The sequence below is a fragment of the Planctomyces sp. SH-PL14 genome (assembly GCF_001610835.1).
Lineage (GTDB): Bacteria > Planctomycetota > Planctomycetia > Planctomycetales > Planctomycetaceae > Planctomyces_A.
Map to the genome: position 1 here is coordinate 7,831,668 of NZ_CP011270.1, position 14,116 is coordinate 7,845,783.

Consider the following 14,116-nt stretch of genomic DNA (forward strand, 5'->3'; position numbering starts at 1 on the left):
CTCTCAGGGGACAGGAGTGTCTCGTCGCGGCGGCGCGGCGCCGTCGTTTCGAATTCGCCATCCGAGAGAGCGGATGGCGGTCTGGCGGACGGACGCCGGAAAAACGCGGGTCCCGATGTGGCGGGAACTTTTTCCTCGGCCCGCACGTCCTTTGCTTGTCACTTCCTGGATCGGCTTGACGGTCCATCCACGGCGGCCGGCGAAATCGTCTTGACCCCTGCCCCGTTGGGCGACAAGATTCGACCGGCCTTGCCAGGGAGCTTGCGTTGTCGACGTTCGTGCACAGCCTGATGATCGGAGTGATGCTGCTTCACAGCGTCGTCGGTTGCTGCTGGCACCACGCCCACTCACACGCTGCCCCCATCTCCGAACGGCACGCCACCTGCCACGGTCATGCGGCGTGCAGGACGTTCTGCCGCGCGGAGCATGACCACGACGACGATCACGACCACTATCAGCATGGGCCGGTCGGCTCCCAGGACGATTCCGACTCCGAAGAACCGCACGACATGTGCGAACACGGGGAATGCGTCTACGTGGCCGGGAAGTCTGTAGAGCTGAGCGCCCCGGTTGCCAGCTTTGCTCCCGCCCCCGTTGTGGTTGAGCTCGTCGACTCCGCGATCGTCGCGATGCCGGTCCGGGCTCCGAAGACCGGGTGGCGCACACCCTCGGAGACCGCGCTGGCGGTCTGCGCGCGCCTCAGCGTCTGGCGCATCTAGCAGGGCGTGCTTGCCCTCTTCGGCCTTTTGGTTCCGCCGCCTTTACGGCGGGCCCTGTCCATAGGCTGAGCCGCTCCGGCTTTCTCTCGTGGAAGCGTTTCGTCCACGGCGAATCATCCGCGGAGCGCGTCCCGTTCTCTTTTCCCGAGTGCCCCGGACGGACTCCGGCCCTCGCGATCTCTCTTCGAGGTCCTCATGAACATTGCCTCACCCCCAACCCCGACTGGCGGCCGGAAATGGATTGGAATCCTGGCCGCCGGCGTTCTTGTCCTGATCGTTCTCGGAACGAAAAACCTCTGGTGGCCGGGGCTCAACCGGATGCTGGACCGTGTTGTCGGAAAGGGGGCCGCAGGGAGCGGTGAGGCACACGATGCGCACGGTCACGGCGCGGAACCCCATGACGACCATGGCCACGCCGGTCACGACAACGCCAACTCCCTGGAGCTCTCCCCGCAGGCGCGGAAGAACCTCGGGCTCAACTCGGACTACCTGAGGCCGATTGCCCTCTCGACGTTCCGGAAGACGATCTCGATCCCGGCCCTCGTCGCCGAGCGGCCCGGTCGGACGCAGATCGTCGTCTCGACGCCGATGACCGGCGTCGTCACCGACGTCGCAGCCGTTCAGGGGGCGGCGGTCGAGCCGGGCGCACTGCTGTTCCGTATCCGCCTGACGCACGAGGATCTCGTGCAGTCGCAGACTGACTTCGTCCGGACCCTCGGCGAACTCGACGTCGAGGGGCGGGAGGTCGCGCGGCTCAAGAGCGTCGCGGAAAGCGGCGCGGTGGCGGGCAAAACGCTTCTGGAGCGGCAGTACTCCAAGGAGAAACTCGAAGCGCTCCTCGGGGCGCAGCGCGAGGCGCTGCGGCTGCACGGCCTCTCCGACCGGCAGATCGAACAGATTTCCCGCGACCGCCGTCTCCTCAGCGAACTGCGGATCGTCGCCCCTGGAGTCGACGGCGAAAGCCGTGCGGACGAGCTGCAACTCACCGACCGACTCGACGGGAGCTCGGTGGCCTTCTTCGCCGGGGACCCGCCGCGGGCCGGGCAATCGCCGCCGTCGGGCGGGACGCATCCCCTGGTCGTCGAGCGGCTGGACGTTCAGCGCGGTCAGTCGATCGAACAGGGAGGCCGGCTCTGCTCGCTCGCCGACTACAGCCGGCTCTACATCGAAGGGCGGGCCTTCGAGCTCGATTCGGGGGCGATCAACGCCGCTGCCGAAAAGGGCTGGACGGTGGCGGCCGCGTTTCCGGACGGCTCGATGGTCGAGTCCCTCCCGCTGGAGTTCATCGCCGGGGAAGTCGATCCCGACTCGCGGACGCTCCGCTTCTACGTCGACCTCGTCAATGAAGTGATCCGCGACCGGACGACACCCGATGGCCGACGGTTCATCGTGTGGAAATACCGGCCGGGCCAGCGGCTCCAGATCCGGGTGCCCGTCGAGGAGTGGAACGACCAGATCGTGCTGCCGGTCGATGCCGTCGCTCAGGAAGGTCCGGAGTCATTCGTCTTCCAGCAGAACGGGAAGCACTTCGACCGCATCAGCGTCCACGTCCTGTACCGAGACCAGAGCTCGGTCGTGATCGCCAACGACGGCTCCGTCTTTCCCGGATCGGTCGTCGCATATCGCGGAGCGCATCAGATGCAGATGGCTCTCAAGAACCAGGCGGGGGGCGGGATCGACCCGCACGCCGGCCACAACCACTGAATGACCGGCGAAAGGAATTTCCGCACTCATCATGCTCAACGCCGTCATTCGCTTTGCCCTGCATCAGCGGCTCCTGACGATCGCCATCGCCCTGTTCCTGACGGGATACGGCGCGTGGATCGCCACACGGATGCCGATCGACGTCTTTCCCGATCTGGACCGCCCCCGCGTCGTCGTCATGACCGAAGCGCCGGGACTGGCGCCCGAGGAGGTCGAGACCCGGATCACGTTTCCGCTGGAGACCGCTCTCAACGGCGCCAACGGGGTCCAGGCGGTCCGCAGCACCTCCGGGATCGGCCTGTCGGTGATCTATGTCGAGTTCGACTTCGGCACCGACATCTACATTGACCGGCAGGTCGTCGCCGAGCGGCTCGCGACCGTGGCCGACCGGATGCCCCCCGGGGCACGGCCCCAGCTGGCGCCGATCTCCTCAATCATGGGGCAGATCCTCGTCCTGGGGATGTGGAGCGACGACGGCCAGACCGATCCGGTCGAACTGCGGACGCAGGCCGACTGGGTCGTCCGGCAACGGCTGCTGACGATCCCCGGCGTCGCCCAGGTCTTTACGATGGGAGGCGGGCGGAAGCAGTTTCAAGTTCTGGTCGAGCCCGCGTCCCTCCTCCGCTACGGCGTCAACCTGGGCCAGATCAAAGACGCCCTGGTCCGCAGCAACGAGAACGCCACGGGGGGCTACCTCGATCAGCAGGGACCGAACGAACTACTGGTCCGCGGCCTTGGCCGCCTTCAGACCGTAGAAGACATTCAGAAGGTGGTCGTCACGATTCGCGACGGCCGCCCGGTCGCGCTCGCCCAGGTGGCCCGGATCGTCGAGGCCCCGCAGGTCAAACGGGGCGACAGCTCCGCCTTTGTCCGCGAGCCGGGCGGAAAGGCGTCCGGCGGGCCGGCGGTGGTCCTGACGATCAGCAAGCAGCCGGGGGCCGACACGCGGGCGATCTCGGAGTCGATCCTGCGGGCGGTCGAGGAACTGCGGCCCGCGCTCCCCAAAGACGTCCGCATGGCCCCGCTCTACGCGCAGAAGCACTTCATCGATCGGGCGATCGACAACGTCATGGAGGCCCTCCGCGACGGGGGGATCCTGGTGGTCGTGATCCTCTTCCTGTTCCTGATGAACCTGCGGACCACCTTCATCTCGTTGACCGCGATTCCGCTCTCTCTGCTGATGACCGCGATCGTCTTCAAGTGGACCGGGATGTCGATCAACACCATGACCCTCGGCGGGCTGGCGGTGGCGATCGGGGAACTGGTCGATGACGCGATCGTCGACGTCGAGAACATCTTCCGCCGGCTGAAGGAGAACAAAGCCGCCGGGAATCCGAAGCCGACGCTGCTGGTGGTCTATCAGGCGAGCACGGAGGTCCGGAACTCGATCGTCTTCAGCACGATGATCGTCTGTCTCGTCTTCGTGCCGCTGTTTGCGCTTGGCGGGATGGAGGGGCGGCTTTTCACGCCGCTCGGGATCGCCTACGTCGTGTCGATCCTGGCGTCGCTCGTTGTGTCGCTCACGGTCACGCCGGTTCTGTCCTACTGGCTCCTGGGGAACAGCAGCGGTTCGCTCCATGAGCACGATGGTCCCCTGCTCCGCCTTCTCAAGTGGATCGCGGCCAAGGTCATCCGTTTCAGCTTGGCGTGGCCGCGGTTCAACCTGCTCGTCGTCGGGATCGCGGTGGCGATCTCGGGGCTGTGTGTCGTCCGGCTCGACCGGGATTTCCTGCCGCCGTTCAACGAAGGGGCGGTCCAGCTCAACGTCCTGCTCCCACCGGGGACTTCGCTCGCCACGAGCAACGAGGTCAACCGGATCGTCGAGCAGCGACTCCTGGCGGTGGAGGATGTGATCGCCTTCGTCCGCCGGACCGGCCGGGCAGAGCTCGACGAGCATGCCGAGCCGGTCAGCGCGAGTGAGTACATCATCGAGATGGATCCCAAGTCGCCCCGCGGGCGGGAGGCCCAGCTCGACGAGCTCCGCGAGGCGATGGCCGATATCCCCGGCATCGTCACCGCGGTCGAGCAGCCGATCTCGCACCTGATCTCGCACATGCTGTCGGGGGTCAAGGCGCAGATCGGGATCAAGATCTTTGGCGACGACCTGGATCTGCTGCGCCGCAAGGCGGAGGAACTCAAGAGCGTGGTCGGGGCGGTTCCAGGCGTGCGGGACCTGATCGTCGAGCAGCAGACGATCATTCCCCAGTTGCGGATCGAGCTCGACCGGGACCAGCTCCTGCTCAACGGGCTCAATGCCGCGGACGTCAACGAGTTCATCGAGACCGCGATGAGCGGACAGGTCGTCTCCGAGATCCTCCAGGGCCAGCGGACGTTCGATCTCGTCCTGCGGCTCGAGGACGACGCGCGGGAGAACCTGGAAGTCCTTCGCCGGCTGTCGATCGACCTTCCCGAAGGGGGCCAGGTCCCGCTGGAGTCGATCGCCCGGATCTACACCTCCGGCGGGCCGAACTCGATCAGCCGCGAGAAGGTCCGGCGGCGGATTGTCGTCCAGTGCAACGTGGCCGACCGGGGGCTGGTCGATGTCGTGGAGGAGATCCAGGCCCGGCTCAAGCCGCTGCAGGAGTCGCTCCCCGAGGGGTACTACCTGGAGTACGCGGGGCAGTTCGAGAGCGAGCAGAACGCCTCGCGGCTGATCGGCCTCCTGTTCCTCGTGTCGCTGGCGGGGATCTTCCTCGTCCTGTTCACGATGCTGCGATCGGTCAACCTGGCCCTGCAGGTCATGGCGGCACTGCCGATGGCGTTCATCGGCTCGGTGGTGGCGCTCGTCGTGACGCGGCAGAACCTGACGGTCGCGGCGATGGTCGGCTTCATCTCGCTGGCGGGGATCGCGTCGCGGAACGGGATCCTGCTCCTGAACCACTATCTCCACCTTGTTCGTTACGAAGGTGAGGCCTGGACGAAGGAGATGATCGTCCGTGCCGGGCTGGAGCGGCTGGCTCCGGTGTTGATGACCGCCCTGACGGCGGCGATCGGGCTTGTTCCGCTGGTCCTGGCGGCCAACGAGCCGGGGAAGGAAATCCTCTATCCCGTCGCGACCGTCATCCTGGGGGGAGTCATCAGCTCCACGCTGCTCGACTTCTTTGTCCACCCTGCCCTGTTCTGGCTGTTCGGGATCCGCGAAGGGGAGCGGGTGGTCCGTGAAGCCCACAACGAGATCGAACTGCACGAAGAGAATCACGCTGCGGCGTCGTCCGCGGCTCCTGCTTCTCCGCCGGCATCGATCGCCCCATCCACTTAGAAGACCGCCGTGACCGGCGACCGATATCGAAACGTTTCCTCAAACTCCGAAAGGACTCTCATGCTTCGTTCCATCAAGTTGACCGTCGTGGCCCTGCCGTTGCTGGCGGTGGGCTGCGAAACCGGTGCTCCGCCGCCGCAGGCCGAGAAGCCTCGCGCCACGGATAGCCATGACCACGATCACGACCATGACCACGGCAAGGGGGATCATGGTCATGGGAGCGAGGGGCCGCACCATGGTGCGCTCGTCGAGCTCGGGGGCGATGAGTACCACGCCGAGGTCGTTCACGATGATGCCAGCGGCGCGGTGACGGTGTATCTGCTGGACGGGTCGGCGAAGAAGGCGGCGGTGACGGAGGCTCAGGCCGTCACGTTGAATGTGAAGCTCGATGGGAAGCCGCAGCAGTTTCAGTTGGCGGCGGAGCCCGATATGGGGGATCCGGCCGGGAAGAGTTCCCGCTTCGTGTTGAAGTCGCCGGAGCTGATCAAGGCTCTGGACGACAAGGGGGCGGAGGCGACGCTTTCGCTGACTGTGGGGGGGACGCCGTTTTCGGGGAAGGTCCCGGCCGGTCATCCGCACGATCATGATCATGATCACGATCACTGAGTGGTGGCGGCCCCTCGGCAATTGCCCACACCGGGGTCCAGGGGGAACCCCTGGTGGGGAGTGCAGAGGGGCAACGCCCCTTTGCCCGCCGGAGGCCTGTCCGTCGAGAGACGTCTGAAGGAGTGAGTGTCCAAGCGCGGACAACGTGTCGTATGCCCCCCTCCCAACCCGCAGGGATCGCAAAGCCCGCGGTGTGGTGTGGGGGAGTTCCCAACGCTGGTATCACAAAGGGGCCATCCGTTGTGTCCCACGGTTCCTCACAGGAGTGCCTCCGGCGGCAAGGGGTTGCCCCCTTGACCCCTGGCTGCCGTGGCACGTTGGGTTTGAGCTATGGGCGTCGTGCCGGCAAACGCCTTTCAGCGGGCCGATGACGCGGGAGTCCAGGTCTCAAACCGCTCCCCACGAAACGCTCGCCACACGCCATACATCGTGGCGACAAACGCCAGAAGAACTTCCCACACACTTCCCAGCTTGGGGACACCCGCCCGGTTGAGCAGCCACGCCGCCGCCACGCCGCCCACCGCCAGAGCCGCGACAGCAAAGCCCGCCACAGGACCGTAGCCCGAGAACGCGAACAGAATCACGCACAGCGAGGCCAGCACCAACCACAACGCCGTGTGCCAGCGAACCCACTTGTGCGAGTAATACTTGTACCGGTTCCACAACGACATCCGCCGCAGCGCCGGCCGCAGCCGCCGATGACAGTTGATCGCCCGGCACGCGATCCGCACCTTGCGGAAAAACTCCTGACCCGACTGCGTGACGCTCTTCTCCCACGCGAGCGCATCGGGACAACGCACGATCCGGTACCCCTGGGACAGGATGCTCATCGACGTGTGGAAGTCATCGTCGACATCCTGCGGCGCCGGAACGTGAAGCCGCCGCCGGATCGCAAAGGCGGACCCGTCCGCCCCCATCACGGAGCCGGTCTCCGACTCCAGCTGCTTGATCGTCTCCTCCAGCCGCCAGTACGACGTCCCCGCGCTGGCGGTGGCGGTCTCTTCGTTGACATAGACGAGATGGCTGCAGGCGACGCCGACCTCGGGATCGCGGAAGACCCCCGCGAACGACCGGATCAGCTCCGGCGACAGCATCACGTTGGCGTCCGTGAAGATCACGATCTCCCCCGTCGCCCGCTCGACGAGCCGGTTCATCCCCGTGCTCTTCCCCGCCCGCGCCTCGCCCCGGAGGAAGTCGATCCGGCCGGCGTAGCTCCCGAGAATCTCCGGCGTCCGGTCCGCAGAGCAGTCGTCATAGACAAGGATCTCCAGCTCGAACTCGGGACACGCGGCCCGCAGCCCGAGGAGATTGTCGAGCTTGTCGGCGAGAACCCGTTGCTCGTTGAAGGCGCAGAAGACGACGCTCAACTTCGTCGGCGGAGCGTCTGAGGAAACAGAGTTCGGCCGCGCCCATCCGAGGCGGCGGGCGATTCCCAGCGAGAGGGGGTAAGTCAGAAACGGATGGAGCGCCAGGCCGAGGAAGAGCAGCGCTCCGCATCCCAGCAGCATCGATGGCAGAAGATTGTCCGGCATCTTGGAACGCGGGCGGAGCGTCTCCTCCGGAGGTGGTCCGTTCGCGCCGACCGCCGGGACCCGGCGTCACTCGGACAAACCGGAAACGGCCCTCGGGAACGGTTGTTCCCGAAGGCTGTTTGACGAGCGGAGCTCCCCCCGAGTGTCCGGCGCGCCGGGAGGGGACGCAACCCATTTGCCGGTGGATTTCGACCGCGTCGGGGGCCGCGCGCGGCCGGGAGGGCCGGTTTTCCGATCGTCGGGAGGGGGCCACGATCGGGCGGCAAAAACTTGCAATGCCTTGAACCGCGTCAGTATCGTGGCTCCTCGCAAGACAAGCAGCCGCATGGCCTCCCGCGCTTCGTCGCGGACAGTTCCGGCTCGGCATGCCGGTGGGGCGCGGGCGGCGAACAGTCTTGCGCGCAGGGATATCGTGGAATCTATGGACTCATCCTCCGGGCCAAAGCCCCATGTGACGATCCAGGCCGGCGCGCCCGCCTTCTGGAACCTCGCGGAACTCTGGACCGATCGGGAGATCCTTCTGGGGATGGTCTGGCGGGACGTTTCCGTCCGCTACAAGGAGACGGTCATCGGGTTTCTGTGGGTTGTCCTGCAGCCGATCCTGATGATGCTGATCCTCTCCACCTTCTTCCGGCAGCTGGGGGGACCGTCGGTCTCCGACGTGCCGATCCACGTCCGGATTTTTGCCTCGCTCCTCGTCTGGGACTTCATTGCCTCCAGCGTGGAGCGGGCCGCCGTGAGCCTGATCGCGAGCGCCGGCGTGATCTCGAAGCTCTACTTCTGCCGGCTCGTGCTCCCGCTGACGCCGGTCGGCGCGAGCGCGTTCGATCTGTGCATCAAGTTCCTGCTGCTGGTCATTCTGATGGCGATGCACGGGATCGCCCCGTCCGTCAATGTCGTCTTCATCCCCGCCGTCCTCCTGTGCACGCTCGTCTTCACGATGTCGCTGTGCATCTGGCTCGCGGCTCTCACGGCCTTCTACAAAGACGTGGCCCTGGCGATTCCTTTCATCCTGCGGGTGTCGTTCTTCCTCTCCCCGATTTTCTACGAGGCGGCCCAGCTCGTGCCGGTCCAGTACCAGACGTGGTATCATCTCAACCCGGTGACTGCCCTGATCGAGAGTTTCAATTTTCTCCTGCTGGGGACCGACGTCTTTCCGGCCGGGGGACTCATCTTTGCTGTCGTCCTGAGTCTGGTCATGCTGGTGACCGGGCTGTCATTTTTCCGGTACGTGGAGACCAGCATCGTGGACGTGCTGTGACGGCGGGCGGGAACGGACGGGCCGCGAACGGAGTGGCGGAGAACGGAGGCCATGGCCGGCCCCGGACAGGGTGCCGGGGCGGGATTCGGCGGGGATGGCGCCCCCGCCCCACAGAGAGGTCGGTGCAGTGAGTCAGGTCATCATTCGGGCGGAGTCGGTCGCCAAGAAATATCGCCTCGGGCACGTCCAGGACCCCACGTCCTTCCGGGGCGTGCTGAGGACGATCCGAGCCGCGTTCGACGAGTCGCGGAGGACCCCCGATCGTTCGGTCGACTTCTGGGCGCTGAAGGACGTCTCCTTCGAGCTCCGCGAGGGGGAGTCGCTGGGGATCGTCGGCAGCAACGGTGCCGGCAAGAGCACCCTGCTCAAGATCCTGTCCCGGATCACCGGGCCGACGCACGGACGGATCGACATCTGGGGCCGCTCGGCGAGTCTCCTCGAGGTCGGGACCGGCTTCGTTCCCGTCCTGACGGGACGGGAAAACGTGTACCTGAACGGCTCGCTCCTGGGAATGAAGCGGTCGGAGATCAAGGCCCGCTTCGACCAGATCGTCGACTTCGCCGAGGTCGAGAACTTCATCGACGTCCCGGTGCAGCGGTATTCGTCGGGGATGGCGGTCCGCCTCGCGTTCGCCATCGCGGCGCATCTCCGTCCGTCCCTGTTCATCATCGACGAAGTGCTGGCCGTCGGCGACCAGCGGTTCCAGGACAAGTGCCAGGCCGCCATGCGGCGGTACGTTCAGGAAGGGGGGACCGTGCTCCTCGTCAGCCACGTCCTCGATACGATCCGCTCCTTCTGCCAGAAGGGGATGTGGCTGAAGCGCGGCCAGATCGAGATGATGGGGGATGCGAAGTCGGTCTGCGACAGCTATTCGGAATGGTGCCGGTCGCCGGAGACGCACCGCGGGCAGGATCCGCAGGTCCTGTTCTCGACCCTCGAGTTCGACGAAGGGCTCCGCGGCATCGAGCTGATGCTGACCCCCGGCGCGGACAAGCACCACCTGCGGCTGGCCCTCGTTCACAACTGGCATCTCAAGGACGCGATCAGCGTGACCGGCAGCAGCGTGGTGAACGAAGGCCAATGGCACTGCGTGGCCGCGACCTACTCCGGCGAGAAGACGCACAACGCCGTCCGACTGTATGTGGACGGTGAGCAGGAGACCCGCTTCGAGGAGGTGTTCGGCCAGGGGCTGACCGGGGCGATCCCGACGGGACAACCCTTTCACCTCGCCGGCCGCGTCGGCGGAAGGGCGCGGCTGCACGGCCAGATGTGCATCATCCATCTCGAGAACCGGCGGCTCAGCCCCCCGGAGGTTCGGGAGATTTCCCTGCGGGCCCTCGACTCCGAGGAGTCGCTCTGCAGAAATGCGGTGTCGACATCTGTTCACGCGGAGGATTCGTCGGCCGCCAAGTTGCCGGTCTTTCCGATCAACCCGAATCAGCCGTTCACGGCGGTGGTCGCGTTCCGGATGCTCCGGGAGGAAGTCACGGCGAAGCTTCCGGCGGGGGGAGAAATCGAGCGCGTGGCCGGAAACGTCGTCTCCCACGCGGTCGGAACGTGATTTGGGGCCCCGCCGCGTGAATTTGGTTGTCAGGGATCTTGCTTCGCCGACAGACTGGCGACACTGACCGTCCGTCCCGGCCGCCGGCGGGCCGTCGCGGTCCGTGGCTCACAGGCCGGGCTACGTGAGGCGTCAGACCAGGTCCGGACTGACTCGAGCCGGACGAATTGATGCGGATCCGGATCGCTCCGCGCCGGCCGCGCGGCCGGTCCGGCCGAGAGGGGGAGGAGTGACGGCTGTCGACTACCTGATCGTCGGCTCGGGATTGACCGGGGCCGTCATCGCCCGCGCGCTGCACGACGCGGGAGAGGAGGTGCTGGTCGTCGACCGGCGGGATCACGTCGGCGGCAATGTCCACGACCACGCCCATCCGAGCGGAATCCGCATTCACACCTACGGGCCGCACTACTTCCGGACGAACTCGGAAGACCTCTGGCGCTTCGTGAACCGCTTCTCTGCGTTCTACAAGTACGAGGCGGAGCTCAAGAGCGAAGTCGACGGGGCCTATGAGAACTGGCCGATCGCCGGGAGCTACATCCGCCGCACCGTCGGGAGCGACTGGAAGCCGGAGTTCGTCGGCACGCCGGCGAACTTCGAGGAAGCCTGCCTGGCGATGATGCCCCGGGCGATCTACGAAAAGTTCGTCAAGGGCTACACGGAGAAGCAGTGGGGGGTGCCGTGCACCGAGCTGTCCGCCGAACTGGCGACGCGGTTCGACGTCCGGGAGGACGACGAACCGCGGCTCAAGACCCACAAGTACCAGGGGATTCCGGTCGACGGATACGCCGTATTCATGAAGAACCTGCTGGCCGGAATTCCGGTCCTCCTGAACTGCGACTACCTGAAGCGGCCTGAGTCCTTTCCGCACCGGAAGAAGCTCGTCTTCACCGGCCCGATCGACGAATACTTCGGCTTCTCCCGGGGGCGGCTGGCGTACCGGGGGCAGCGGCGGATCCATGAGGACCACCCGGAGGTCGAGGGGTGCCTGCTCCCCTGCGGCCAGGTCAACAGCCCGGACGCGTCCCGCGCGGAGCACATCCGGACGCTGGAGTGGAAGCAGATGATGGATCCGAAGTACGCGGAGCGGATTCGGGGAACGGTTCTGACGCGGGAGATCACGGTCACGCCCCACGATCCGTCGCACTACGAATACCCGTTCCCGGACGCAGCGAACGCGGACCTCTATCGCAAGTATCGGGAGATGGCCGCGGCGCTCCCGGACGTCCTCATCTGCGGGCGCCTGGGCGAGTATCGCTACTATGACATGGACCAGGCGATCGCCCGGGCCCAGGTCCTGGCCCGGCAGATCCGCGACTGATTCCCCTGTCCCCCCACCCTGCCCCAACCCAGATACGGTTTGCCCCCTGAGGGGAATTCGCCGGAATGCCACAGACGATTCAGATCGCGTTCTCGATCGACAACGACCGCGTCAAGCCGCTGCTCGTGGCGCTGACGAGCCTGGTCGAGACGACGACGTCCGCCGTCGCCGTGACGATCCTGGATGGCGGGCTCTCCGAGTCCCACGCCGCGCGGCTCCGCACGGCGGCGGATCTCCTCGGAACGCCGCTCCGCATCGTGCCGATGGACCGGGGCTTCCTGGGGAATTTTCCGGTCAGCGATCGCGACCGGCCGGCGACCTACGCTCGCCTGCAACTGCCCGAGGTGCTGCCGGAACTGGACCGGGTGCTCTACCTCGATTCGGACCTGATCGTCCGTCAGGACATCGCGGAACTGTGGAACGCGGACCTGACGAACGTCTCGGCCGCCGTGAATGAGGACGTCGACGGTAACCCCTCAAGTCCGCTCCGGACGGCCCTGAGGCTCGGCCCCGAGGAGGCTCTGTTCAACTCCGGGGTGATGCTTCTGAACCTGGCCCGTCTGCGGGCGACCGGTCTGGCGAACCGGGCGATCGCCTACGCGAAGGAGCATCCGGACCGGGCCGCGATCGCTGGTCCGGGGATCCTCAACGTCCTGCTGAAGGACGACGTCGCCCGTTTCCCGTTCCGGTGGAACGTCACCTCCTGCCAAGATGGTTCCGGCGGCGGAGAGGGGCGGCCGGAGCCCTCCGCGCGGTCCCGCGGGGAGGATCGGCGCGACGCCGAGCGGAGCCCCGCGATCGTGCACTACGCCGGTCCGGTCAAGCCGTGGCACTGCAGTCCGGCCGCCCGCCGGCATCCGTGGTACGAAGACTACTTCCGAGCGGTGGACCGGTATCACGAGCGATTGGGACAGGTCGCCGAGCTGCGGGAGGCGCCGCGGATTTCGGTCATCATGCCGTGCCGGAACGTGGAGCCGTTCCTGCAGCAGGCGGTCGAGTCCGTGCTCGGGCAGCGGGTGGGGGCAATCGAGGTCATTGCGATCAATGACGGATCGACCGACTCGACCGGCCGAATGCTGGATGACTTCGCCCGCTGGGACCGCCGGATCACCGTCCTGCACCAGGAGAACCGGGGGCTGGGCGCAACCTACAACCGCGGACTCGATCGGGCCGCGGCCGAGTACATTGCCTTCGTCGAGCCCGACGACTGGGTCGACCTCGACGGCTTCGAGTCCCTGATGCGGCAGGCGGACCGGGTCCGGTGCGAAATCGTCAAGGGGGACTTCTTCCTCGTCGAAGGGACGGAGATCAACCGGTACTTCAAGTACCGCAACGAGCGGCTGCCGGAGATCTGCCGGTTCCAGGACATCGAGGTCGCGGCCCACGGCCATGTCGGGTTCTGGGCGGGACTCTACCGCCGGGAGTTCCTGAACCGGCACGGGATCCGGTTCCTGGAGCTGCCGGGGGCCGGTTACGTCGACGCCAGCTTCCTGTGGATCTCGCACGTCCTGGCGGAGTCGATCAGCGTCCTCGACCGCGGCGTCTACTACTACCGCCAGCATCCCGCCGCCTCGATCGCCACGGCTGCCTTCTCGAAGAACTGGCGGCTGCTGATTCGGAACTACGACGTGGCGATGGACTTCCTGGTGGCGAAGGGGGTGGTGCCGCTCTATGCCGACAACATGCTCCACGTGCTGTACCTCGCCGTCGCCCATATGCTCGCCCTGCTGGAGCCGGACCAGCACGGCGAACTGATCCAGAGCGTGCGCCCCCTGTTCCTGATGATGCCCGATGTCGACCGCACCCGCGTCCCGCTTCCCCCGGAGGTCCGCCGGGGGATCCGCGCCATCCAGCGAGGGGCCAGCCCCGTGGCCAACGGCGTGAAGCAGCAACTGAAGCGACGGTTCCGCTGGATCACGAAGGACCCCCGGACCGCGGCGGATGTCAGCCGGATCCGGCACTCGCCGATTGTGCGGGCTGTCCAGGGAGGCATCCGGTGGGGCAGAGAATGCCTGTCCCTGGTGGTCGCCTCGGGACGCGTCTGCCATCACGCGGTCCGGTCTCTGTTTCAGCGGCCGCGTGAGTCCAATCCGCCCGTGGGAGCGTCCTCGGTCTCCCAGGGCCGGAAGTAGCGGTCGGTCGAGCGGCGGATGCCC

9 protein-coding genes are annotated in these 14,116 nt (G+C 66.4%); 8 read left to right on the plus strand and 1 reads right to left on the minus strand.

All coding sequences use genetic code 11. The features are described from left to right. The first annotated feature begins 266 nt into the window (after nucleotides 1–266). From VT03_RS30155 to VT03_RS30170, 4 genes are all read left to right on the plus strand, one after another. A complete protein-coding gene (locus VT03_RS30155; RefSeq protein WP_075096430.1) occupies nucleotides 267–719 on the plus strand; it encodes a hypothetical protein in 453 nt (150 codons plus the stop codon). Nucleotides 720–914: 195 nt separating this feature from the next. Then, entirely contained in the window at nucleotides 915–2,423 is a 1,509-nt protein-coding gene (locus VT03_RS30160) for an efflux RND transporter periplasmic adaptor subunit (RefSeq protein ID WP_075096431.1), read from the plus strand. Between the two features lie 31 nt (nucleotides 2,424–2,454). Then, nucleotides 2,455–5,682, plus strand: a complete 3,228-nt coding sequence (locus VT03_RS30165; protein WP_075096432.1) for an efflux RND transporter permease subunit — start codon at nucleotides 2,455–2,457, stop codon at nucleotides 5,680–5,682. 60 nt (nucleotides 5,683–5,742) lie between these two features. Next, the gene (locus VT03_RS30170; protein ID WP_075096433.1) at nucleotides 5,743–6,288 is read left to right on the plus strand and encodes a hypothetical protein; all 546 of its coding nucleotides are present in this window, start codon (nucleotides 5,743–5,745) and stop codon (nucleotides 6,286–6,288) included. 356 nt (nucleotides 6,289–6,644) lie between these two features. Here the strand turns inward: VT03_RS30170 and VT03_RS30175 are convergent, their stop codons facing one another. After that, a complete protein-coding gene (locus VT03_RS30175; protein ID WP_082846646.1) occupies nucleotides 6,645–7,820 on the minus strand; it encodes a glycosyltransferase in 1,176 nt (391 codons plus the stop codon). Nucleotides 7,821–8,241: 421 nt separating this feature from the next. On the opposite strand from VT03_RS30175, the gene VT03_RS30180 reads away from it, so the two are divergent. From VT03_RS30180 to VT03_RS30195, 4 genes are all read left to right on the plus strand, one after another. After that, on the plus strand, nucleotides 8,242–9,081 hold the full coding sequence (locus VT03_RS30180; RefSeq protein WP_197489123.1) for an ABC transporter permease: 840 nt from the start codon (nucleotides 8,242–8,244) through the stop codon (nucleotides 9,079–9,081). Between the two features lie 127 nt (nucleotides 9,082–9,208). Then, nucleotides 9,209–10,642, plus strand: a complete 1,434-nt coding sequence (locus VT03_RS34425) for an ATP-binding cassette domain-containing protein (RefSeq protein WP_075096435.1) — start codon at nucleotides 9,209–9,211, stop codon at nucleotides 10,640–10,642. Nucleotides 10,643–10,871: 229 nt separating this feature from the next. After that, nucleotides 10,872–11,960, plus strand: a complete 1,089-nt coding sequence (locus VT03_RS30190) for a UDP-galactopyranose mutase (RefSeq protein WP_075096436.1) — start codon at nucleotides 10,872–10,874, stop codon at nucleotides 11,958–11,960. Nucleotides 11,961–12,025: 65 nt separating this feature from the next. Continuing rightward, nucleotides 12,026–14,092, plus strand: coding sequence for a glycosyltransferase (locus VT03_RS30195; RefSeq protein WP_075096437.1), 2,067 nt, complete (start codon nucleotides 12,026–12,028; stop codon nucleotides 14,090–14,092). Nucleotides 14,093–14,116: the final 24 nt, after the last annotated feature.

Coding starts and splice junctions, on each gene's coding strand:
- VT03_RS30160 (WP_075096431.1), top strand. CDS start 915: ATGAACATTGCCTCACCCCCAACCCCGACTGGCGGCCGGAAATGGATT.
- VT03_RS30165 (WP_075096432.1), top strand. CDS start 2,455: ATGCTCAACGCCGTCATTCGCTTTGCCCTGCATCAGCGGCTCCTGACG.
- VT03_RS30170 (WP_075096433.1), top strand. CDS start 5,743: ATGCTTCGTTCCATCAAGTTGACCGTCGTGGCCCTGCCGTTGCTGGCG.
- VT03_RS30175 (WP_082846646.1), bottom strand. CDS start 7,820: ATGCCGGACAATCTTCTGCCATCGATGCTGCTGGGATGCGGAGCGCTG.
- VT03_RS30180 (WP_197489123.1), top strand. CDS start 8,242: ATGGACTCATCCTCCGGGCCAAAGCCCCATGTGACGATCCAGGCCGGC.
- VT03_RS30195 (WP_075096437.1), top strand. CDS start 12,026: ATGCCACAGACGATTCAGATCGCGTTCTCGATCGACAACGACCGCGTC.